Origin of the sequence: Kitasatospora sp. NPDC056273, from assembly GCF_042268845.1 — a bacterium.
Classification (GTDB): Bacteria; Actinomycetota; Actinomycetes; order Streptomycetales; family Streptomycetaceae; genus Kitasatospora.
Map to the genome: position 1 here is coordinate 192,415 of NZ_JBHJSJ010000008.1, position 21,053 is coordinate 213,467.

General features: G+C 74.8%; 19 protein-coding genes. 5 read left to right on the top strand and 14 right to left on the bottom strand.

What is annotated here, in order from left to right; translation table 11 throughout:
- Nucleotides 1–24 precede the first annotated feature (24 nt).
- From ACFCY1_RS10520 to lanKC, 6 genes are all read right to left on the bottom strand, one after another.
- Complete coding sequence (locus tag ACFCY1_RS10520) at nucleotides 25–2,130, bottom strand: prolyl oligopeptidase family serine peptidase (protein WP_375874179.1); 2,106 nt, start codon at nucleotides 2,128–2,130, stop codon at nucleotides 25–27.
- Nucleotides 2,123–3,397, bottom strand: a complete 1,275-nt coding sequence (locus ACFCY1_RS10525; RefSeq protein WP_375874180.1) for an MFS transporter — start codon at nucleotides 3,395–3,397, stop codon at nucleotides 2,123–2,125. The genes ACFCY1_RS10520 and ACFCY1_RS10525 overlap by 8 nt, the downstream gene beginning before the upstream one ends.
- Nucleotides 3,394–5,349, bottom strand: a complete 1,956-nt coding sequence (locus ACFCY1_RS10530) for an FtsX-like permease family protein (protein WP_375874181.1) — start codon at nucleotides 5,347–5,349, stop codon at nucleotides 3,394–3,396. Before ACFCY1_RS10530 ends, ACFCY1_RS10525 begins: the two co-directional genes overlap by 4 nt.
- A gap of 385 nt (nucleotides 5,350–5,734) precedes the next feature.
- Nucleotides 5,735–5,824: a class III lanthipeptide gene (locus tag ACFCY1_RS10535; RefSeq protein WP_198959315.1), complete on the bottom strand. Its 90-nt coding sequence runs from the start codon at nucleotides 5,822–5,824 to the stop codon at nucleotides 5,735–5,737.
- 51 nt (nucleotides 5,825–5,875) lie between these two features.
- Nucleotides 5,876–5,965 carry a class III lanthipeptide gene (locus ACFCY1_RS10540; RefSeq protein ID WP_220450056.1) on the bottom strand — a complete coding sequence of 30 codons (90 nt, stop codon included), beginning with the start codon at nucleotides 5,963–5,965 and terminating at the stop codon, nucleotides 5,876–5,878.
- A 2-nt stretch (nucleotides 5,966–5,967) separates the two neighbouring features.
- A complete protein-coding gene (gene lanKC / locus ACFCY1_RS10545; RefSeq protein WP_375874182.1) occupies nucleotides 5,968–8,535 on the bottom strand; it encodes a class III lanthionine synthetase LanKC in 2,568 nt (855 codons plus the stop codon).
- Between the two features lie 214 nt (nucleotides 8,536–8,749).
- On the opposite strand from lanKC, the gene ACFCY1_RS10550 reads away from it, so the two are divergent.
- Entirely contained in the window at nucleotides 8,750–9,397 is a 648-nt protein-coding gene (locus ACFCY1_RS10550; protein ID WP_049659617.1) for a response regulator transcription factor, read from the top strand.
- Nucleotides 9,398–9,438: 41 nt separating this feature from the next.
- Here ACFCY1_RS10550 and ACFCY1_RS10555 read toward each other — a convergent pair whose 3' ends face one another.
- The 4 genes from ACFCY1_RS10555 to mca form a co-directional block, all read right to left on the bottom strand.
- The gene (locus tag ACFCY1_RS10555; protein ID WP_181970661.1) at nucleotides 9,439–10,356 is read right to left on the bottom strand and encodes a winged helix-turn-helix domain-containing protein; all 918 of its coding nucleotides are present in this window, start codon (nucleotides 10,354–10,356) and stop codon (nucleotides 9,439–9,441) included.
- A 315-nt stretch (nucleotides 10,357–10,671) separates the two neighbouring features.
- Nucleotides 10,672–12,027, bottom strand: coding sequence for a sensor histidine kinase (locus ACFCY1_RS10560; protein ID WP_375874183.1), 1,356 nt, complete (start codon nucleotides 12,025–12,027; stop codon nucleotides 10,672–10,674).
- A gap of 162 nt (nucleotides 12,028–12,189) precedes the next feature.
- Nucleotides 12,190–12,381, bottom strand: a complete 192-nt coding sequence (locus ACFCY1_RS10565; protein ID WP_049654716.1) for a hypothetical protein — start codon at nucleotides 12,379–12,381, stop codon at nucleotides 12,190–12,192.
- 49 nt (nucleotides 12,382–12,430) lie between these two features.
- On the bottom strand, nucleotides 12,431–13,336 hold the full coding sequence (gene mca, locus ACFCY1_RS10570; protein WP_049654715.1) for a mycothiol conjugate amidase Mca: 906 nt from the start codon (nucleotides 13,334–13,336) through the stop codon (nucleotides 12,431–12,433).
- 244 nt (nucleotides 13,337–13,580) lie between these two features.
- Between mca and ACFCY1_RS10575 the strand changes: the two genes are divergently transcribed.
- On the top strand, nucleotides 13,581–13,994 hold the full coding sequence (locus tag ACFCY1_RS10575) for a DUF4307 domain-containing protein (RefSeq protein WP_375874184.1): 414 nt from the start codon (nucleotides 13,581–13,583) through the stop codon (nucleotides 13,992–13,994).
- A 352-nt stretch (nucleotides 13,995–14,346) separates the two neighbouring features.
- The gene (gene greA, locus ACFCY1_RS10580; protein WP_049654713.1) at nucleotides 14,347–14,847 is read left to right on the top strand and encodes a transcription elongation factor GreA; all 501 of its coding nucleotides are present in this window, start codon (nucleotides 14,347–14,349) and stop codon (nucleotides 14,845–14,847) included.
- Nucleotides 14,848–14,991: 144 nt separating this feature from the next.
- Here greA and ACFCY1_RS10585 read toward each other — a convergent pair whose 3' ends face one another.
- From ACFCY1_RS10585 to ilvA, 3 genes are all read right to left on the bottom strand, one after another.
- A complete protein-coding gene (locus tag ACFCY1_RS10585) occupies nucleotides 14,992–15,849 on the bottom strand; it encodes an ABC transporter permease (RefSeq protein WP_049654712.1) in 858 nt (285 codons plus the stop codon).
- A gap of 1 nt (nucleotide 15,850) precedes the next feature.
- Nucleotides 15,851–16,918 carry an ATP-binding cassette domain-containing protein gene (locus ACFCY1_RS10590; RefSeq protein ID WP_079271856.1) on the bottom strand — a complete coding sequence of 356 codons (1,068 nt, stop codon included), beginning with the start codon at nucleotides 16,916–16,918 and terminating at the stop codon, nucleotides 15,851–15,853.
- A 153-nt stretch (nucleotides 16,919–17,071) separates the two neighbouring features.
- Nucleotides 17,072–18,286, bottom strand: a complete 1,215-nt coding sequence (ilvA, locus tag ACFCY1_RS10595) for a threonine ammonia-lyase (protein WP_074001308.1) — start codon at nucleotides 18,284–18,286, stop codon at nucleotides 17,072–17,074.
- A 122-nt stretch (nucleotides 18,287–18,408) separates the two neighbouring features.
- Here ilvA and ACFCY1_RS10600 point away from each other — a divergent pair, with 122 nt between their 5' ends.
- Nucleotides 18,409–18,894: a MarR family winged helix-turn-helix transcriptional regulator gene (locus ACFCY1_RS10600; protein ID WP_049654708.1), complete on the top strand. Its 486-nt coding sequence runs from the start codon at nucleotides 18,409–18,411 to the stop codon at nucleotides 18,892–18,894.
- A gap of 24 nt (nucleotides 18,895–18,918) precedes the next feature.
- On the opposite strand, the gene ACFCY1_RS10605 is transcribed toward ACFCY1_RS10600, so the two are convergent.
- On the bottom strand, nucleotides 18,919–20,073 hold the full coding sequence (locus ACFCY1_RS10605; protein ID WP_049654707.1) for a cystathionine gamma-synthase: 1,155 nt from the start codon (nucleotides 20,071–20,073) through the stop codon (nucleotides 18,919–18,921).
- A gap of 276 nt (nucleotides 20,074–20,349) precedes the next feature.
- Between ACFCY1_RS10605 and msrA the strand changes: the two genes are divergently transcribed.
- The gene (gene msrA, locus ACFCY1_RS10610; RefSeq protein WP_049654705.1) at nucleotides 20,350–21,015 is read left to right on the top strand and encodes a peptide-methionine (S)-S-oxide reductase MsrA; all 666 of its coding nucleotides are present in this window, start codon (nucleotides 20,350–20,352) and stop codon (nucleotides 21,013–21,015) included.
- Nucleotides 21,016–21,053 lie beyond the last annotated feature (38 nt).

Below are 21,053 nucleotides of genomic sequence, written 5' to 3' on the forward strand. Positions count from 1 at the left end.
TCCTCGGTTGGACACGGGCTGAGGTCAGGACTGCGGTCTGGGCCGGGGGCCGGGCGGACCGGCGGGCGGGTCGGCGGGCAGGTCGGCGGGTGGCAGCAGGCCGGTGCCGGCGGCCAGCAGGGCGAGGGAGCGGACCGCGAGCTCCCGTCCGGCCGCGGCCGGGCGGCCCTGGTGGCCGCCGCTGTCGTGGTGGTCGAGCAGGACCGGCGCCGCCCCGGTGGAGGCCCGTCCGAGCGCCGCGCAGAGCTTCCAGGCGTGCCAGGGCGGCACCCGCGCGTCGTTCGCCCCGGTGGCGAGCAGCACCGCCGGGTAGGCCGTCCCGGGCACCACCCGGTGGTACGGGGAGTAGTCGAGCAGCGCCCGCAACGCCCGCGGGTCGGCCGGATCGCCGTACTCCTCCGCCCAGAGCCGGCCGAGGCCGCCGACCTGGTAGCGGGCCAGGTCGGTGAGCGGGACCACGCACACCGCGGCGGACAGCAGACCGGGCTCCCGGGTGAGCGCGGCGGCGACCACCAGCGCCCCGTTGCTGGCGGCCAGTGCGCCCAGCCCGCCGGCCGGGGCCTCGCCGCGTTCGACCAGCATCGCGGCGGCGGCCCGGAAGTCGTCCACGGTGGCGCTCTTGCCGGGGCCCCGGCCGGCGGCCGCCCAGGCGGGGCCGAGCTCGCCGCCGCCGCGCGCGTGCACCCAGGCGATCCGGCCGCCGGCCCGCAGCCAGGCCTCCATGGCCGGGTCCCAGGAGGGTTCCAGCGGGAGGCCGAAGCCCCCGTAGACGGTGAGCAGGGTCGGCGCGGGGCGGCCGCGGTCCCGCGGCCCGGGGTCGCAGACCGTCACCGGGACGGGCGCGCCGTCCCGGCCGATGGCGGTGAGGGTGCGCAGCGCGGCGCGGCGCTCGGGGGGTTCGACCGGGCCGAAGCCGTCCAGGCTCCTGGTCCAGGTGCCGTACCGGGGGTCGTCGGCGAGCAGCCAGACCGACCCGCCGACCCGCCCGTGCCGGTCGTACGGGGTGGCGCCGAGGCGCAGCCGGGCGGGCCAGTGCAGTGCGGTGGCTCCGCCGCCAGGTGCCTCGCCCGGCGCCCCGCCCGGCCGGTGCAGGTCGAGCCGGTGGGTGGTCCCCAGCCTGCGGAGCAGCGCCAGGCCGGGCCTCCGGCCGGGGCCGAGCACCCGCAGGGCGGTGACCGGGCCCGCCTGCACTTCACCGGCGGCGGGCGGTTCACCGACGGCGGGCGGCGCGACCACGGCGGGCCCGCCGGTGGCGCCCCGGGCCAGCTCGTCCAGGTCCAGCGCGAGCAGCTCGTCGGCGGCGAGGAAGCAGACCGTCTCGTTCAGGTCCAGGGCGGTGACCCGCCGTCCGTCGAGGTCGAGCGGCTGCCAGTCGGGCACCGCCCGGCCGGTCCACCGGGTGGCCCACCAGCGCGCCGGGCCGGACGGCTGCGGGCGGGTGCGCAGCAGCAGGTTCCCGCCGGGACCGCCGTGGAGGGTGAGCCGGACCGGGCCGGGCACCGGCAGGACGAGCCGACGGGCCGGGCCGCCGCCCGGGTGGCGGGCCGCCAGGGTGTGCTCGGTGCGGGTGCCGGCGGTGTACACCAGCGCCTCGCCGGTGAAGGCGAGGGTGGCGTACGGGGCCGCGTCGGGCAGGTGGTGGGGCCGGTCGCCCGGGCGGGTGGGGAGCAGGTGCAGGCCGCCGTTCTCGGCTCCGTCCCGGTGCAGTTGGACGGCGATGAACCGGCCGTGCGGCTCGGGCTGCCAGCCGGCGATCCGGTCACCGGGGCCGATGACGCCCTCGGTGGGCGTCCGACGGGTGCCATCGGGGTGCCGGACGGTCAGGACGTCGCCGTCCGGGCCGCGTTCGTGGCGGAAGAGCAGGCCGCCGGCCTCGGCGGGCGGGGTGGGCGTCCGGTCGGGCGCCTCCCGTTCCACCCGGTCGAGCAGGGCGGCCCAGGCGGGCTCGTCGGAGCGCTGCGGGCGGGCGGCCAGCAGGCGCCGCTGCTCGGCGAGCCAGGCCCGGGTGCGCGGGGTATCCGCCTCCTCCAGCCAGCGGTACGGGTCCGCCGGCGTGAGGTGCGGGTCCGCCGGCGCGGCGTTCGGCGCCGGCGGCCCGGGGGGCGCGGCCCGGTGGTCGAGGTCAGCCATGGACGGCCTCCGCGGGGTTGTCGTTCCGTCGTTCCGGGGCACCCCCGGCCCCGGTCGGCCCGGCGGCGGGCCCACCGCCGGGCCGACCTGCGGTGGCGGCCAGCCCGACCGCGGCGAGGACCACCACGACCACGGCCGCGCCGGCCACCGTGCCGGTCAGTCCGAACGCGTGGGCGCACAGGCCCGCGAGGGTCGGCCCGGCGGGCGCGACCAGTTGGGCGAGGAACCCGATGCCGCTGTGCACCCGGCCCTGCAGACCCGGCGGGGTCACCTCCATCTGGGTGACCGCGATCAGCACGGTGACCACCGGCCCGGCGGCCGCCGCGAGGGCCAGCGGAAGGACCGCCGCCCAGTGCCCCTGGGCCAGGGTGAAGCCGGGCAGGGCGAGCGCGACCACGGCCGTGCCGAGGGCGATGCCCCGGGCGGGCGGCAGCCGCCGGGCCAGCGCCGGTGCGAGCAGCGATCCGGCCAGCCCGCCGGTGCCCAGGGCCGCGGTCAGCACCCCGATGTGCACGGCGCCCCCGCCCGAGGCCACCACCACGATCAGCAGCCCGTTGAACACCAGGTTGAGCACGGCCGCGTTGACCACCGCGTAGCGCAGGAAGGGCACCCGCCAGATGAACCGGACGCCTTCGGCCAGCGCGGCCCGGACACCGGGCGCGGCCGGCTCGTCCCCGGGGCGCTCCCGCCTCCCCTTCGGCAGCAGTGCCACGCAGCAGACGGCCGCCAGGTAGCTGCCGGCGTCGACGGCGAACACCCAGGACGGGTGGACGGCCAGCAGCGCACCGCCGGCCACCGGGCCGGCCATCGCCGCGACGGCCGTCCTGCTCTGCAGCAGGCCGACCGCGCGGGGAAGGTGCTCGGGCCGCACGAAGCAACGCACCACCACGTTCTCGACGGGTGCCAGGGTGCTGCCCACCGCGCCGAGCAGCAGGGCGGCGACCAGCACCGCCCACAGCGGCGGCATGCCGCCGGAGGCCGACAGGGCCAGCGCGGCCAGGACGAGTGCGCCGGCCGCGTTGCCGGTCAGCAGCACCGTCCGCCGCTCACGGCGGTCGGCGAGGACGCCGGCCGGCAGCCGGGCCAGCAGCACCCCGACGGAGAGCGCCGTACCGGCCAGTCCGGCCTGCCGGATGTCACCGCCGGCCCGCAGCGCGACCACCGGGAGGGCGATCACCGAGGCGGCGGTGCCCAGGGCCGAGGCGGACTCGCCGCCGTAGAGCAGCCAGAACGACCGCCCCAGCCCTCCGGCGGCCGCCGCACTCACGCCGACCCCGTCGCGAACTGTCGCCGGATGCCGCGCAGCGGACGGGCCGCCAGCGCCGCCGGGACGGCGGTGGCGACCAGCACCCCGACCAGGACGCCGACCGTCCACGGCACGTCCAGGGCGGGCAGCGCCCCCTGCCCGACGGCCCGGGCCAGCGGCACCAGGCAGATCCCGGCCGTCGCCACCGCCAGGACCGTCCCGACCAGCGCCGAGGCCAGCACCTCGTACACCACGCAGCGCAGCAGCTGCCCGCGGCCGAGGCCGAGGGCCCGCAGGTGGGCGCGCTGGGAACGGCGGTCCCGCTGGGCGATGGCGCAGGTGTTGGCGAGGGCGAGCAGCGCGTACCCGCCCACCACGGCGACGATCAGCCGGGAGGCCATGTCGTCCTGCACGTTGCGCGGCCGCAGGTGGGCCAGGTAGTCGGCCCGCGTGGCGAGCCGCTGGCCGGGCCGCAGCTCCCAGGCGCCCGGGTCACCGCGGAGCAGCACCCGGTCGGCGTACGGGGCCGGGGTGTGTTCGAGGGCGAGGTCGACGGGGAGGACGTACGAGGGGAAGGCCAGGTCCCGCTGGTAGACGGCGACGAGCCGCAGCTGCGCCTGCTGTCCGTCGGCGAGCGTGAAGGTGACGTCCTGGCCGAGCTTCCAGTGGCGCGCGGTGGCCTCGGTGCTGCCCGCGGCGAACGTGCCGGGAGCCAACTCGTCCAGCCGGCCCTGCTGTTCGCCGAGGTCCAGGGCGCTCCGCAGGGCCGCCCCGTCGACGCCCCAGGCGCGGGTGGGCTTGGGCTTGTCGTCGTAGAAGCTGGGCGGCGCGGTCACCTTGGTCGCGATCGGCGCGACGGCCGTCCCGCCGGGCAGGCCGGCGGGCCGGGCGGGCAGCTGGTGGCCCGGCTCGGCCGTCACCACCGCGTCGGCCCGCAGCGCCTGCTCGGTCTGCTGCTGCACGGCGGCCCCGATGGTGGCTCCCGAACCGAGCAGGCAGACCACGGTGCCGACGGCCAGCAGGACGGGCACCGCGATCGCGGCCGTCCGGGCGGGCGCGGCCCGCAGCCCCGCGGCGGCGATCCGGCCGGCCTTGCGGTCGAGCAGCAGCAGCACCGCGCAGCAGGGGCCGACGAGCAGCGGCACGAACCAGGGCGCGAGCACCGCGAGCGTGGGGATGACGGCCGTGGCCAGGCCCATCACCAGCGCGCCCTGGAGCACCGGCGGCAGGTCCATCACGACCATCAGGGCCACGAGCGGCCCGCAGAGCATCAGGACCATGGCGATGCCCGCCACCAGCCGGCCGGCGTTGCGGCGGGGCGGGGCCAGGGCCAGCGACTGGTCCTTGAGGAGGTCGATCGGCTGAACCCGGCCGGCCGCCAGCACGCTGGCCAGCGCGGCCAGCACCGCGACCGCGCAGGTGCCGAGGCAGGCGCCGACCGCGATCGCCCAGGTCTGCCCGGCGGAGGGCAGGTCGACCGCGGCGGGGAACAGCTCGCGCTCGATCAGCAGGCGCCGGCCGAACCCGGCCACCGGGACCGTCCCGGCCACCGCGGCGACGGCGGAGGGGGCCAGCGCGACCAGCGCGACGTCCGCGACGACCAGGGCCCGCAGCCGGCCCGCCGTCACCCCGAGGGCGCGCAGCACGGCGAACTGCCCGAGCCGCTGGTTGGTCCAGAGCGCGACCGTCGACCCCGTCACCAGCACCGCCGACATCAGCAGCATCGTCAGCAGCAGGCCCAGCAGGTTCTGCGCGTCCTTGGCCGCCGCCGCGGCGGACGAACCCTCCGGGTAGGACGGGCCGCTGACCGCCGCGAGCAGCAGCAGACAGGCGCCCACGCCGGTGGCGGTGAGCGCGCAGGCGACCGCGACACCTATGACCCGCCCCGGGTACGCCCGTACCTCGGCGACGCACAGTCGCAGCGCGCCGAGCGGTCCGCTCGGACGGGTAGTCGGTTCTGATGCCACGGCCACGGTTAACTCACCCCAAAACGGTAAACAGAATGCAGAGCCGGGGAAGGCCGCATGTGCCGCGGCCTTCCCCTCTCTGTCACCCGGTACTGCCGGACCCAGGGGGTCAGCAGCTGAACACGCTGTACGAGCTGAACGGGGCGTCGACGACGATCTCCTCGTCGAGCTCCTGAAGCGCCAGAATGTCGGCCATCACAATCACCTCCTCCTCACCGTCTCGCCGGAACGCGGCACCGGGCCACAGGGGTCAGCAGTTGAACGCGCTGTACGAACTGAACGGGGCGTCGACGACGATCTCCTCGTCGAGCTCCTGAAGCGCCAGGATGTCGGCCATCACAATCACCTCCTCCTCACCGTCTCGCCGGTACACGGCACCGGGCTGCCGGGATCAGCAGCTCCAGTAGCTGAGCGAGCTGAACGGGGCGTCGACGACGATCTCCTCGTCGAGCTCCTGAAGCGCCAGGATGTCGGCCATCACAATCACCTCCTCCTCACCGTCTCGCCGGAACGCGGCACCGGGCCACGGACATCAGCAGCTGAACGCACTGACCGAGCTGAACGGGGCGTCGACGACGATCTCCTCGTCGAGCTCCTGAAGCGCCAGGATGTTGGCCATCACAGTCACCTCCCCTCGTCGTCTCGCAGGGACGGGGTACCGGGCTCGGCCCGCTCCGGCGTCCACCCGTGGACGGGGTGGGCGCCGGGGAGCAGGCACTGCCCGGGGCTCTTGGCGGCGGCCAGCGCCAGCAGGGCGCCGGCGGAGCCGGTGGCCAGGTCGGTGGAGAGCCGGATCAGCTGGTCCCCGTGCAGGACGCTGCCGTCCTGATGGGGGGCCAGGTGGAGGTCCACCAGCCGGAGTTGCTCCTCCGCCTCGGCCCGCCAGCGCGGCAGGCGGGCGGCGACCTGGAACAGGGTGTAGGCGAGCCCGGCGCGGCCGTTGAACAGCCCGCCCTGGACGACCACGCGGACCGCGCCGGCCCGGGCCGCGGCCTCCAGCACCCGCTCGGCGTCGAGGGCTTCGGCCTGCGCGGCGGGCAGGGCCAGGACGGCGAGCGCCACTCCGGCCGAGCCCTCCGCCAGGTACGGCAGCAGCCGGCCCGAGCTGTACGTCTGCAGCATGTCGTCGACCAGCCGGCCGTGCCGCAGGTCGCAGCGGACGGCGCGTTCGGCGGCCTCGGCCCAGGCCGTGTCGCCGGTGAGGCGGGCGCAGCGGGCGAACAGCACCGCCGGCCCGGACCAGCCGCGCAGCAGACCCGGGCGGTCCAGCAGCCCGGCCTCGCCGATCCGCCCGGCGGCCTTGGCGGCCAGGGCGAGCGCCTCGTCCGTCGCTCCGGCCTCCAGCAGCAGCTGGGCGACGCCCGTCAGGCCGCCGTACAGGCCGAGCGAGGAGGGCGGCGGGCCGGCCAGCAGCCGGTCCACCACGTTCGCGGCGTCCGGGTGCCCGAGCCGGTGGAACAGCCAGCCGGCTCCGGCCAACCCGTCGTACAGCCCGACGGGCGTGTCCGCGGGGGCGCGCCGCACGGCGGCGGCGAGCCAGTCCAGCTGTTCCCCGCCCGGTACGGCCCAGGCCAGGTGCCGGGCGAGGAGCACGCCGGAGGAACCGTACGCCAGCCCGAGCGCGCCGCCGGGGCGCAGCCCGGCCACGTCGCCGGGGTGGAGGCGGTCCTCCCGCTCCGGGGTCGCCGCCGCGTCGATGCCGCGCAGCAGGGCCGCGGCGGTGAGCTCCGCCCGGGCGCCGGCCGCGGGCCGGGCCCCGAGGTGGGGGCGCAGTGCCGGGGAGAGGGCGAGCCGCCCCGTCATCCGTTCGGCGAAGCCGGCGGGCACCGTCGGGAAGCACTCCGCGACGAGGTCCAGCAGCCCGCCGACGACGGCCGGGTTGCGCCTGGTGAGCGTGGTCAGCGCGACGAAGGCGGCGAGCTGGCAGCAGCCGAGCGCGAACAGGTCGGCCTCGCGGGCGTCGGTGATCTCCGGGTCGGTGAAGCCGGGCGCCCCGAGGGTGCGCCGGCGCGGGGTGTCCAGCGGCGTCGAGAGTTCGAAGTCGATCAGGGCGACGGTGCCGTCCGGGCGGATCATGATGTTGCGGTGGTGGAGGTCCCCGAAGGCCACCCCCTCCCGGTGCAGCGCCGCGACGCACTCCTCGACCAGCGCGAGCCGGGTGACCGCGAGCCCCGCGAAGTCGGCCAGCGCCCGGGCGTCCGGCCGGTGCCGGGTGAGCGGGTACTCCCGGCCCAGCCAGGCGCTGAAGGACTCGCCGGGGATGTACTCCATCACCAGGTAGTGGTGCTCCCAGCTGGTGAAGTACTCGTACAGCTCCGGCACGAACGGCAGGTGGCCGAGCCGCTCCAGGGCGTCCCGCTCGACCAGCAGCCGGGTCACCGCGTCCGTCTCCGAGGCGTCCAGCCCGGCGTGCGGGCGGGCCTCCTTGATGACGACCTGTCGGCCGCCCTCGTCCTCGGCGAGGTAGACCCCGCCGGCGTTGGAGAAGTGCAGCGCCTTGACCACCCGGTAGCGACCGAGGCCGGCTCCCGCGTCGTCGGCGGCCGCGGCGATCCGCGCGGCCAGGAAGTCCGGGGTGGGGGCCCACTCCGGGACGGTGAAGCGCGGGCGCCTGGCGTCCGGCACCAGCCGGCCGTCCGGGTCCTTCACCGCGGGCACCCTGGTGCCGTCCGGCAGCTCGCACCACATCAGGGCGAAGCCCCCGTAGCGCACCGACACCGGGCCCTGGTTCCACCGCAGGTCGGACAGGACGTACGGGCCGGGGCGGCCGCCCAGCGCCTCGTCCAGCTCGGCGAGGACGGTCTCCAGCTCCTCGGCCGTCCTCGGGTAGACGGTGACGACCTTGCCGCTGGCGGACCGGTCGGCGTACTTGGCGTTCGTCACCGCGACCACCAGCCGGCTGCGCAGGTACTTCCAGGGCAGCCCGAGCCGGCGGCAGACCCGCCAGGCCGTCTCGATCGTCTCCTCGGCGGATTCGGGCGTGGCGCTGACGTGGACCTTCCAGCCCTGTTCCGGCAGCTGCGGGGCGCCGGAAGGCGCCAGCACCTCCCACACACCCTGGGTGCGGCCGCGCCAGCCCTCGGGCAGCGCGCCCCCGCCCGGTGTGAACCGGGAGGCCCGGTCGTCACACCGCTCCAGGGCGTCGTACCACACCGGGTCGGCTATCGCATACGACTCGTATTTCGCGTCCACTTCGCCGTCCGCCCCCTTTCGAATATCCGCTGAACCGAATTCCGGTTTCCGCCGGAACCTTCGAAGCTCCGACTCCCCGTTCCGACAGGAACCATCCTTCCCGGACTCCCCGTCATGTGACAACGGTGTTAAGCGGAAACTGAATCCGGCGCATACCAGGCGGAATCCCGGCCTTCACTTCGGGGGCGCCGAAAGCCCGTGCGATCATGACGCCATGAAGACGCGTGTCGTGATCGCCGACGACCAGGCGAGCGTCCGCCAGGGGTTCCGGCACATCCTGGCGGCCCAGCCCGACATGGAGGTCGTGGCCGAGGCCGCGGACGGCCTGGAGGCCCTGGAGGCCGTCCGCACCCTGCGGCCGGACGTCCTGCTGGTCGACATCCGGATGCCGGAGCTGGACGGGCTGGAGGTCACCCGTCGGCTGGCCGGCATCACCCCGGAGGTGAAGGTCGTGGTGGTGACCACCTTCGACCTCGACGAGTACGTGCACACCGCGCTGCGCAACGGCGCCTGCGGCTTCCTGCTCAAGCACTCGGGGCCCGCGCTGCTCGCCGAGGCGATCCGCTCGGCGGTGGTCGGCGACTCGCTGATCAGCCCGCAGATCACCACCCGCCTGCTGCACCGCTTCACCGGCCCGCGCCGGGTCGACCGCTCCCCCGTCGAGCCGCTGACCAGCCGCGAGGAGGAGATCGCCGTCCTGGTCGCCGAGGGGCTGACCAACTCCGACATCGGCGCCGAGCTGTTCATCTCGCTGAGCACCGTCAAGACCCACCTGGCCAACCTCCAGCGCAAGTTGAAGGCCCGCAACCGGGTGGGCATCGCCACCTGGGCCTGGGAGTCGGGCCTGACCGAGCGCGGCTGAGCGGGCCCGCCCGCTCGGCCGCCGCCGGCCGCACCGGCCGCTCATCGCAGCGCCCGCCGACGGTCCCCGATCCACCGCGGGGCCGCGCCGCCGAGGGGCCGCCCCTCCCCGCCCGACGGGGCCTCGCCGCGCAGCAGTGCCCGACCCAGCGGGGTGACGGTGTGCAGCACGCCGTTGCCGCAGCGCCGGGTGTCGATCAGCCCGGACGCCCTCAGCACGGCGGTGTGCTGGCTGACCGCCGAGGCCGTCACTCCGAGCCGCCCCGCCAACTCGCCGGTGGTACAGCCGTCCAGCAGGGCCTGCAGGGCCGCGGCCCTGGTCCGGCCGACCAGGGCGGCCAGCGACTCCTCCCCGCCCCGGCCCGCGCTCTCCGCCGCCTCCCGCGCCCCCACGGGCACGGGGAGGCCGATCCGGTCGGGACGCATCGCGAAGAGCAGCGTCGGAGCCTCCTCGGGCTCCCCGTGCCGGGGCCGGAGCACCACCCCGGCGCCCTGCAGGAAGAGCGACGGGGCCAGCCGCAACCCCCGCCCGTCGAGGGTGAGTTCGACGTCCCGCTCGGCGGGGATCTCCAGCACCGGGGCGGTCCAGCGGATCCGCGGGTGCAGCGTGCCGAGCAGCGCGTCCACCCCGCCGCGGCCGGCGATCTGGCGGCGGGCGTCCCGCTCCGCCTCCAGCCGGGACCGGACGTCCGCCCAGCAGGGCCGCAGCGCCACCCGGTGGAACTCGCGGACCGCCGCCGCGACGTCGGCCCGCTGGACCACCGATTCGGCGCCGCGACCGGACGACACGATCCGGCCATTCGCCCACACCCGCAGTACGTCCCGGAAACCACCGTTGGCTCCCGAAAGGCGCCGCAGCCGCTCGGCCAGCACCGGCTGCCGCGCCAATTGCCCGCGGACGGCCCGCTGCCAGGGGCGGAAGAATTCCCCGCCGCTCCGCCACGCCTCCAGTGCCAGCACCGCCTCCATCTCCTGGTCGACATTTCCAGCAATTCGTACACGAGCCAGATCCTCGGCGGACATCGCAATGCGAATCACAGACTGATCCCCCGATCGGGGTTCATGCATCGGGACGGCCCAGGGGAACCCCGCACCCTGATCGCCGCACCGACATCCTTGCCCGCCCTCGAGGCGCGTCGCCATCGGCCGATCGGCCCATTTGATCGTCGAGAACGCCGAAATCGGCGCCTCCGGATGTGCCGAATGGCCTGGATGGACCCGTCAGCGGGCTCGAATCAGCCCTCCGAACGGCCCCGACGGAACCACCCCGCCCGGTCAGCCCCCGAGGCCCGCCACACCCTCCGTCGGCAGCACCGCGTCCACCCGCCAGCCGCCCTCCGGCCCCGGCCCGACCGTCAGTTCGCCGCCGGCCGCCTCCACCCGCTCCCGCAGGCCCGCGAGGCCGAAGCCGCCGCCCTCCCGCTCGGCCCCGCCGAGCCCGACGCCGACACCGCCCGCGCCGCCCGTGCCACCCGCACCACCCACGCCGCCGTCCGCACCGCCGGAGCCCCCGGCCCCGTCCGGCGCCCCGTCGTCGGTGACCGTGACGCGCAACGCCGGCCGCCCGCCGCACCGGTCCGGGCCGACCTCGATCGCCACCTCCCGGGCCCCGGGCGCGTGCCGTCGGACGTTCGTCAGCGCCTCCACCACCAGCCGGTAACCGAGCCCGCTGATCGCCGCCGGCACCGCCGCCAGTTCGGCCTCCGCGGGGGCCTCCAGCCGCACCCGCGCGGAGCCGCTGCGGGTGAACCGCTCGGCCAGCGCGGGCAGTTCGCTCAGGTCACGGCGCAGACTGCGCGCACCGGCTCCCCCCGCCGCCGCCCGCCCCGCGCCCCGGTCGGCCGTCGCGACCGCCCCGGACCCGCGCGGCTCCGGATCGGCGTCGTCCGCCGTGAAGACCTGGACGGTCCGGTCCATGGTGACCAGTGCCTGCCGACCGGCCGCCTCGATCCCCGCCAGCAGCTCGACCACCCGCCCCGGGTCCTTCTGGGCCAGCACCTGCGCGGCCTGGGCCAGCACCACCACCCCGGTGACGTCGTGCGCGGCGAAGTCGTGCAGGTCTCGGGCCAGGTCCAGGCGCTGCGCCCGCCGCTCGGCCACCACCGCCGCCCGCGCGCGGGTGTCCATCGAGCGCAGGTAGCGGCCGACCCCGACCACCACGCAGGCCAGCAGGGCCGAGCCCAGGCAGAGCTTGACGGTCACCACGGGCGGGGCCGGCGGCTCGGCCCAGAGGGCGATCCGCAGCGGCAGCAGCGCCACCGCCGCCACCAGCAGCGTGCCGTGGCCGAAGGCGGCGGCCGGGGACAGCCTGCGCACCGCGGGGACGACCGGCGCGAGCAGCGCGACGGCCTCCAGCAGCCACCACAACTCGATGCCGCCGGACGCCGGCCCCCGGTAGCCGGCCGTCACCAGCAGCGACACCGCGCAGGCGGCCAGCACCGAGGGGCCCACCGCGCCGACCCGCCCCGGGGCCCAGAGCACCGGGAACAGCCCGGCCACCACCGCCACCGCGCCGGAGCCGACGATCAGCGGCCCCGGGTCCCCCGACCCGGCCAGCGCGGCCGCCAGCACCCCCGCCGCCGCCGTTCCGTACCCCGCCCTGCGCACCACGGTGTGCCACGACCACGTCATGGTTCGGGATCCTACGAAGCCTGACGGCCCGCCAGGACGGCTTCACCGAAGACGGACCCCGCGGACGCTTCACCGAAGGCGGGCCCGCGGACGGCTCTCACCGTAGACGGGCCCCAGCCGGTTCCGGAGAAGGCCGGCCCCCACGGGGGACCGGCCGACGCCTCACTCCTTCGGGCCCTCCGGCTCCTCGACGAAGTCGACCTTCTTGAACTGCCGGTTCATCGACTTGGCCAGGAACCACGTCGCGACGCCGAGGGCGGCGAAGACGACGAAGCCGAGGAGGCCGGGGGTGACCTTGGCGTCGTCGACGGCGAGGTCAGCGGCGAGATTGACGAGGTTCACGGAGGCGCTCATATCTCTATGGTGGCCCGGCTCACGGGGAGCCGGGCCATCGGGGGGTGGTTCAGTCGCGCGTGTCGGCGGCCTCGGCCGCCAGTGTGGGGGTGCGCAGGCCGGCGAACAGGTCGTCCTCCGGCAGGTCGACGTCGACCAGGGTACGGGCGAGCTCGTAGTCCTCGGTGGGCCAGACCTCGCGCTGGACCTCCAGCGGGACGCGGAACCACGGGCCGTCCGGGTCGATCTGGGTCGCGTGGGCGATCAGCGCGCGGTCGCGGGTCTCGAACCAGTCGCCGCAGCGGACCCGGGTGGTGATCTCGCGCTCCTTGCGGCCGCTCTTCTCCCAGCCCTCGATCCACTCGCCGTACGGCGACTCGTGGCCGTGCTCGGTGAGGTACTCGTGCAGGGCCCGGATGCGGCCCATCGGGAAGCCGTGGTTGTAGTACAGCTTCAGCGGCTGCCAGGGCTCGCCGGCCTCCGGGTAGGCGTCCGGGTCACCCGCGGCGTCGAAGGCCAGCATGGTGATCTTGTGGGTCATGATGTGGTCCGGGTGCGGGTAGCCGCCGTTCTCGTCGTAGGTCGTGATGACCTGCGGCTTGAACTCGCGGATCAGCCGGACCAGCGGCTCCGCCGCCGCCTCGACGTCCTGGAGGGCGAAGCAGCCCTCGGGCAGCGGGGGCAGCGGGTCCCCCTCGGGCAGCCCGGAGTCGACGAAGCCCAGCCAGGCCTGGTCGACGCCGAGGATCGCCCGCGCCTCGTCCATCTCCTTGCGGCGCACCTCGTGGATGTTCTCCTCGATGTACGGGTCCCCCTGGAGCTTGGGGTTGAGGACCGACCCGCGCTCGCCCCCCGTGCAGGTGGCCACCAGCACGTCCACGCCCTGCTCGACGTACATGGCCATGGTGGCCGCGCCCTTGCTGGACTCGTCGTCCGGGTGGGCGTGCACCGCCATCAGTCGCAACTGCTCAGTCAACGCCTTGCGTTCCTTCCACACTTGTCGGGCGTTCCGCGAAGTCCGGGTCTGCCCACCGTACGAACCGCTCACTCCGGGACCGCGTCGCCGCGGGGCCGGGCCGCGGATCGTCGCCGGCGCGGCCGAGCCCTGCCCCCGCCGGACCGGCCGCGGGCGTGCCCCTCCTATAGTGACGGACTGGAGGAGCGTCGCATTCCCCCGCACCACCCCGGGCGGCCCCTCCCCCAGGAGAGGACGGAGTCCGATGAGTGCAGACACCACCGCCACCGCACCGCCCGAGGGGCGCTACGGCCGTGGCGGCGACCGCGACTCGGACCGCCGCCTGAAGGTGATCGGCACGGTCTGCGGCGTGCTGGGCCTGGGCCTGATCGCCTGGCTGGGCGGCTCCTACATGCTGCGCGAGTCGAAGATCAACGGCTCGGTGCCGACCTTCGAGGTGCTCTCCGACTCCGAGGTCCAGCTGCACCTCACCGTGCGCAAGAGCAGCGGGCAGGCCGGCAGCTGCACGGTCCGCTCGCAGGGCGACGACCACGGGGTGGTCGGGGTGGCCGACTTCCCCGTCCCGGCGGCCGGCTCCAGCTACGACGCGGTGGTCACCCTGCGCACCACCTCGCGCGGCACCACCGCCGAGCTGCTGGGCTGCACCCCCGCCAAGTAGCGCGCCCCCGCCAAGTAGCGCACCCGCACCGCGCAACGCGCCCCGGGCGGGCGGCGCGCCCGGGCCGGACAGCGCACCCCGACCGGGGCGGCGCGCATATTCGATCCGGAGAACGGGCATCCGTAGAGGGTCCCGCACCCGGTTGCTGTACACCTCGGCGTAACGCCGCCGTCAATGGCGCGCAAACGCCCCTCCCGCTTGTCAGCAGGACTTGTTAGGCTCGTGGTTTCGCCCCTTCCGCACCGGATGGTACGGGAGCGGGCGTTGCTTTGTAGTTGAGACCGATATCACCACCGACCCCTGCTGACGACTCACACCCTCAGCACAGCCCCAGCACCTACGAGGAGCACCCGTGACCCAGACCAGTGAGAACGTGACCTGGCTCACTCAGGCCGGCTACGACCAGCTCAAGGCCGAGCTGGACCACCTGACCGGGCCCTGGCGCATCGAGATCGCCCAGAAGATCGAGGCGGCGCGCGAGGAGGGGGACCTCAAGGAGAACGCCGGCTACCACGCGGCGAAGGAGGAGCAGGGCAAGTACGAGCTGCGGATCCGTCAGCTCACCCAGCTGCTGGAGCGCGCCAAGGTCGGCGAGGCGCCGGCCGACTCGGGCATGGTGGCCCCGGGCATGGTCGTCACGGTCGCCTTCGACGGCGACGAGGACGACCTCATGGAGTTCCTGCTCGCCTCCCGCGAGGTCGCGGGCTCGGACGAGCTGGACGTCTACTCGCCGCAGTCCCCGCTGGGCCGCGCGATCGACGGCAAGCGGATCGGTGACGAGGCCACCTACGAGCTGCCGAACGGCAAGCCGGCCATGGTGAAGATCGTCAAGGTCGTGCCGCACGCCGGCTGATCCGGCCGCGCCACGACACGGGGGCGGCCGCGGGAGTCAGGGACTTCCGCGGCCGCCCTCCGGCGTTCCGGGCGGGGCCGGGCACGGGACCCGATAGCCCAAGGACCCGATCAGCTCCGGGGCCCGATCAACCCAGGGGCCCGGTCAGGCGGTGGAGGAGCGGTACTTGCGCACCGCCAGCCAGGAGAACACCGCTGTGATCACGATCGACCACAGCACCGACACCAGCGCCGCGTGCTGCATCGGCCAGGCGCTGTCCACCGGCCCGACCTGGTTGCCGAACAGCACCCGGCAGGCCTGCACGGTGGCGCTGAACGGGTTCCAGTACGCGATCCCCTGGAGCCAGCCCGGCATCGAGGTGACCGGCACGAAGGCGTTGGACACGAAGGTCAGCGGGAACAGCCAGATCAGCCCGGCCGAGGTGGCCGCCTCGGGGCTGCGCACCGACAGGCCGATCAGCGCGCCGATCCAGGAGAAGGCGTAGCCGAGCAGGAGCAGCAGGCCGAAGGCGCCGAGCGCCTTGAGCACGCCCTCGTGGATCCGCCAGCCGACCAGCAGCGCGACCACCGCCAGCACGACCAGGGTGAACGCGGTCTGGCACAGGTCCGCGAGGGTGCGGCCGACGAGCACCGCGGAGCGGGCCATCGGCAGCGAGCGGAACCGGTCCACCAGCCCCTTGCTCATGTCCTCCGCGATGCCCGCCGAGGCGCCGGCGACGGCGAAGGTGACGGTCTGGGCGAAGATTCCGGCCATCAGGTACTGGATGTACGTGTCCGAGCTGGAGTCGGTGCCGGGGATCTTGATCGCCCCGCCCATCACGTACGAGAACAGCAGCACGAACATGACCGGCTGCATCAGCCCGAAGACCACGATCTCCGGGATGCGGGTCATCCGGCGCAGGTTGCGCTTGGCGACCACCCAGGAGTCGTGCAGGGAGGCGGCGATCCCCCGGCGCTGCCTGGGTATCGCCGGTCCGATGGCGTGCTCGGTGGCGGTGGTCATCTCAGCTCTCCTTCCCGGCCGCGACGGCCCGCTTGTCCGGCCCCGGGCCGCCCGGGCCGTCCGGGCCGCCCTTCCCCCTGCCCCGGCCGCGCGCCTTGGCGTCGGCGCCGTCCTCCTCCTCGGGCCGCTCCTCGGCGACGTGGCCGGTGAGGGTGAGGAAGACGTCGTCCAGGGTCGGGCGGCGCAGCCCGATGTCGTCCATCTCGATCCCGCGGGAGTCGAGTTCGCGGATCGCGTCGGCGAGCACCCGGGCGCCGCCGCTGACCGGCACGGTGATCCGGCGGGTGTTCTTCTCCACCGTCGGCTCGCTCAGCGCGTAGCGGGACAGCGCGGCGACCGCGTCGCCGACCAGGCCGGGCTCGTGCACCACGACCACGATCCGCTCGCCGCCGATCTGCGCCTTGAGCTGGTCGGCGGTGCCGCGGGCGATCACCCGGCCGTGGTTGACCACCGCGATGTCGTGGGCGAGCCGGTCGGCCTCCTCCAGGTACTGGGTGGTGAGCAGCAGCGTGGTGCCCTGCTCGACCAGCGTCTCGATGACCTCCCAGAGCGCGAGCCGGTTGCGCGGATCGAGGCCGGTGGTCGGCTCGTCCAGGAACATCACCGGCGGGCGGACGACCAGCGCGGCGGCGAGGTCCAGGCGTCGGCGCATGCCGCCGGAGTAGGTCTTGGCGGTGCGGTCCTTGGCCTCGGTGAGGCTGAACCACTCCAGCAGCTCCAGCGCGCGGGCCTTCGCGGCGCGGTTGCTCATCTGGTACAGCTCGCCGACCATGGTGAGGTTCTCGAAGCCGGTCAGGTACTCGTCGACCGCCGCGTACTGGCCGGACAGGCCGATCAGGCTGCGGACCTGGTTGGGGTGCTTGAGCACGTCGACCCCGGCGACCACCGCGCGGCCGGAGTCGGGGCGGAGCAGGGTGGTGAGGACCCGCACGGTGGTGGTCTTCCCGGCGCCGTTCGGGCCGAGCAGCCCGAGCACCGTTCCCTCGGGGACGTCGAGGCTGACGCCGTCCAGGGCTCGTACGTCGCCGAAGGTCTTCACCAGGTTCTCGGCTTGGATGGCTGGCGCCATGGCCTTGCCTCATCTCCTCGGACGTATGGGGCGATCTGTCCCACTTTGCCCCGAATTTGGGCACACAGGCGACTCGATTCTCGGCCCGTGGGACTCGAACGCGATGTATCGCGAGTCTCCCAGCACGCGATATATCGCGTCAAGGGCGGGAGCTCAGCCGGCGACCACCACGTACCCCGCGTCCCGCAGCTCCCCGACCACCAGCGCGCAGTGCTCCGGCCCCTTGGTCTCCAGGTGCAGGTCCACCTCGACCTCGGTCAGCCCCAGCCGCGGGTCGGTCCGCACGTGCGCCACGTCCAGCACGTTGGCGTCCACCCTGGTCAGCACGCCCAACAGGTCGGCCAGCGCGCCCGGCTTGTCCGCCAGCCGCACCCGCAGCGACAGGTAGCGCCCGGCCGCCGCCAGCCCGTGCCGCAGCACCCGCTGCATCAGCTGCGGGTCGATGTTGCCGCCGGACAGCACCGCCACCACCGGCCCCTCGAAGGAGTCCGGCTGCTCCAGCAGCGCCGCGATCGGGGCCGCCCCGGCCGGCTCGACCACCAGCTTCAGCCGCTCCAGCCCGAGCAGCAGCGCCCGCGACAGCGCGTCCTCGGAGACCGTCCGGACGCCGTCCGCCAGCGTGTTGACCACCTCGAACGGGATGTCGCCGGGGCGCCCGACCATGATCCCGTCCGCCATGGTGGCGAAGTGCTCCAGCGACACCGGGCGCCCCGCCGCCAGCGAGGGCGGGTACGCGGCGGCGCCGGCCGCCTGCACCCCGACCACCCGCACGTCCGGCCGCAGCGGCTTGACCGCCGCCGCGATCCCGGCCAGCAGCCCGCCGCCGCCCACCCCGACCAGGATGGTCCGCACCTCCGGGCACTGCTCCAGGATCTCCAGCCCGACGGTCGCCTGGCCGGTGACCACGTCCCAGTGGTCGAAGGGGTGGATGAACACCGCGCCGGTCGCCTCCGCGTACCGCTGCGCGGCCTGCAGGGCCTCGTCCACGGTGGCCCCGTGCAGCCGCACCTCGGCGCCGTACTCCCGGGTGGCCGCGACCTTCGGCAGCGGCGCCGCGACCGGCATGAACACCGTGGAGCGCACGCCCAGCAGCGCGGCCGCCAGCGCCACCCCCTGGGCGTGGTTCCCCGCGCTCGCCGCCACCACCCCGCCGGCCCGCTGCACCGGCGAGAGTCCCGCGATCCGCACGTACGCCCCGCGCAGCTTGAAGGACCCGGTGCGCTGGAGGTTCTCGCACTTCAGGTGGACCGGCGCGCCGATCAGCCCGGAGAGGTGCCGGCTGCCCTCCATCGGGGTCACCCGGGCGACCCCGGCGAGCATCTTCTGGGCGCCGCGGACGTCGTCGAGGGTGATCGGCCAGGTGTGCATGGCGCCAGGGTACGGGGACGGGGAGAGGCAATCCGGCATGCCGGGCCTGTTCCCGGGCCCGCCCGGCCCGCGTACGCTGCTGCTTCTGAGTCTCTCTCACCGCACGACGATCGTGAGCCGCGATGACGACGACCTCGCCCCAGGCCACCGACCGCACCGACCCCGTGCACACCCAACTCCAGTACCAGCTCGCGGTGTTCGCGCGCCGAATGGAACAGGTCCGGACCTCCGGCGGCGGCGGGGTCGGGGTGCTGGACCGGGCCGCCTACCTGCTGCTCGACCGGCTGGAGCGGCACGGGCCGGCCAACGTCAAGGCGCTGGCCGAGGCGCTGGGCGTGGACTCCTCCACGGTGACCCGCCAGGTCGCCCCGCTGGTCGCGGCCGGGCTGGTCGGCCGGGTGCAGGACCCGGCCGACCGCCGTGCCGTACGGCTCGCGCTGACCTCGCACGGCGTCGGCCGGCTCACCGAAGTCCGGGACGGCCGGGCCGAGTTGACCCGCCGCCTGGTGGCCGGCTGGCCGCCGGAGGAACAGCGCGCGTTCTGCGCCCTGCTGGCCCGCTTCAACCTCGCGATGGAGTCGTACACGGCGGACCAGCAGGGGCAGTGAGGGGCCCCAGGCCCCTCAACCGGCTCAGCCCAGCGCCTGCTTGAGGTCGGCCAGCAGGTCGTCGATCGACTCGATGCCGACCGAGACGCGCACCAGGTCGGACGGCACCTCCAGCGCCGAACCGGCCACCGAGGCATGGGTCATCCGGCCCGGGTGCTCGATCAGCGACTCGACGCCGCCGAGCGACTCGCCGAGGGTGAACAGCTGCGCGCGGTTGCAGACCTCGACGGCCGCCTCCTCGCCGCCGGCGACCCGGAACGAGACCATGCCGCCGAAGGCCTTCATCTGCTTGGCCGCGATGTCGTGGCCGGGGTGCTCGGGCAGGCCCGGGTAGAGCACCTGGCTGACCTTCGGGTGGCTCGCCAGCAGCTCGGCGACCTTCTCCGCGTTGGCGCTGTGCCGGTCCATCCGGACACCCAGCGTCTTGATGCCGCGCAGCACCAGCCAGGCGTCGAACGGGCCGGAGACGGCACCCATCGCGTTCTGGTGGTACGCGACCTCCTCGCCGAGGCCCGCCTCGGCCAGCACCAGCGCACCGCCGACCACGTCCGAGTGGCCGCCCATGTACTTGGTGGTGGAGTGCACGACCGCGTCCGCGCCGAGCGCGATCGGCTGCTGGAGGTACGGGCTGGCGAAGGTGTTGTCGACCACCAGCAGCGCGCCGGCGCCGTGCGCGATCTCGGCGAGCGCGGTGAGGTCGGTGATGCCCAGCAGCGGGTTGGACGGGGTCTCCACCCACACCGCGCGGGTGTTGGGGCGCAGCGCCTCGCGGACGGTGGCCAGGTCCTGGGTGTTGGCGACGGAGAACTCGACGCCCCAGCGGGTCAGCACCTTGGCGAACAGCCGGAAGGTGCCGCCGTAGGCGTCGTTGGGGATGACGATGTGGTCGCCCGGCTTGAGGATGGTCCGCAGCAGGGTGTCCTCGGCGGCCAGGCCGGAGGCGAAGGCGAGGCCGCGGGCGCCGCCCTCCAGTGCCGCGAGGCACTCCTCCAGCGCGGTGCGGGTCGGGTTGGCGCTGCGGCTGTACTCGTAGCCGCCCCGCAGGCCGCCCACCCCGTCCTGCTTGTAGGTGGACACCTGGTAGATCGGCGTGACGACAGCCCCGGTCTGGGGGTCTGCTTCCTGACCCGCGTGGATGGCGAGAGTCTCGAAGCCCTGAGGAAGCTGGTGCTCGGTCATGGGTCCGAGCCTAGTGTGCGAATGCCGCCAAGCCCGCACGAACCGGGAACCGGGACGAACCCGCAGGTCGGAGCAGGGGCACGGCGGGCCGGAACCCCGGTGCGCCGAACCCCCGGGGCCGCCGCGACCTCCACCGGTCGCACACGTGTTCACCATGCGAAAACCGCGCGGCGGGCCTTCCCGGCCCCGCGCGGAACGGACGGCCGCTCCCGGAATCCGGGGGCGGCCGTCCGCGTTGGACACTGCGCCAGGTTTCCCGACCCGCTGGAGCAGGCCGTGCTGTTCAACCGCCACAAGACCTCGCTGGTCCCCGCCGACCAGGCGCTGCCCGGCCGGCCCACCCCGGCCTTCACCCTGACCGAGCCGCACACCGTGCTCGGGCACCCGCTGTCCGGCCCGTACCCGGAGGGGCTGGAGGTGGCCGACTTCGGGCTGGGCTGCTTCTGGGGCGCCGAGCGCGCCTTCTGGCGGCTGCCCGGCGTCTGGACGACGCTGGTCGGCTACCAGGGCGGCCACACCCCCAACCCGACGTACGAGGAGGTGTGCAGCGGGCTGACCGGGCACACCGAGGCGGTCCGGGTGGTGTACGACCCGGCGGTGATCCCGTACGAGCGGCTGCTGAAGACCTTCTGGGAGGCGCACGACCCGACCCAGGGCAACCGCCAGGGCAACGACGTGGGCACCCAGTACCGCTCCGCCGTCTACACCCACTCCCCCGCCCAGGCCGAGGCCGCGGTGGCCACCCGGGACGCCTTCCAGCCCTCGCTGACCGCGCTCGGTTACGGCCCGGTCACCACCGAGATCGCCCCGGCCGGCCCGTTCTTCCCGGCCGAGCCGTACCACCAGCAGTACCTGTCGGAGGCCAAGAACCCCAACGGCTACTGCGGTCTCGGCGGTACCGGCGCCTCCTGCCCGATCGGCGTGGCCCGCACCCGGGACTGACCTCCCGCCCCGGGCCGCCCCTCGGACCGCCCCGGCCC

Excerpts from the sequence above, each read along its gene's own strand:
- ACFCY1_RS10585 (WP_049654712.1), bottom strand. The coding sequence starts at position 15,849 with ATGACCACCGCCACCGAGCACGCCATCGGACCGGCGATACCCAGGCAG.
- ACFCY1_RS10605 (WP_049654707.1), bottom strand. The coding sequence starts at position 20,073 with ATGACCGAGCACCAGCTTCCTCAGGGCTTCGAGACTCTCGCCATCCAC.
- ACFCY1_RS10560 (WP_375874183.1), bottom strand. The coding sequence starts at position 12,027 with ATGACGTGGTCGTGGCACACCGTGGTGCGCAGGGCGGGGTACGGAACG.
- ACFCY1_RS10565 (WP_049654716.1), bottom strand. The coding sequence starts at position 12,381 with ATGAGCGCCTCCGTGAACCTCGTCAATCTCGCCGCTGACCTCGCCGTC.
- ACFCY1_RS10600 (WP_049654708.1), top strand. The coding sequence starts at position 18,409 with ATGACGACGACCTCGCCCCAGGCCACCGACCGCACCGACCCCGTGCAC.
- ACFCY1_RS10590 (WP_079271856.1), bottom strand. The coding sequence starts at position 16,918 with ATGGCGCCAGCCATCCAAGCCGAGAACCTGGTGAAGACCTTCGGCGAC.
- ACFCY1_RS10550 (WP_049659617.1), top strand. The coding sequence starts at position 8,750 with ATGAAGACGCGTGTCGTGATCGCCGACGACCAGGCGAGCGTCCGCCAG.
- ACFCY1_RS10520 (WP_375874179.1), bottom strand. The coding sequence starts at position 2,130 with ATGGCTGACCTCGACCACCGGGCCGCGCCCCCCGGGCCGCCGGCGCCG.
- ACFCY1_RS10575 (WP_375874184.1), top strand. The coding sequence starts at position 13,581 with ATGAGTGCAGACACCACCGCCACCGCACCGCCCGAGGGGCGCTACGGC.
- ilvA (WP_074001308.1), bottom strand. The coding sequence starts at position 18,286 with ATGCACACCTGGCCGATCACCCTCGACGACGTCCGCGGCGCCCAGAAG.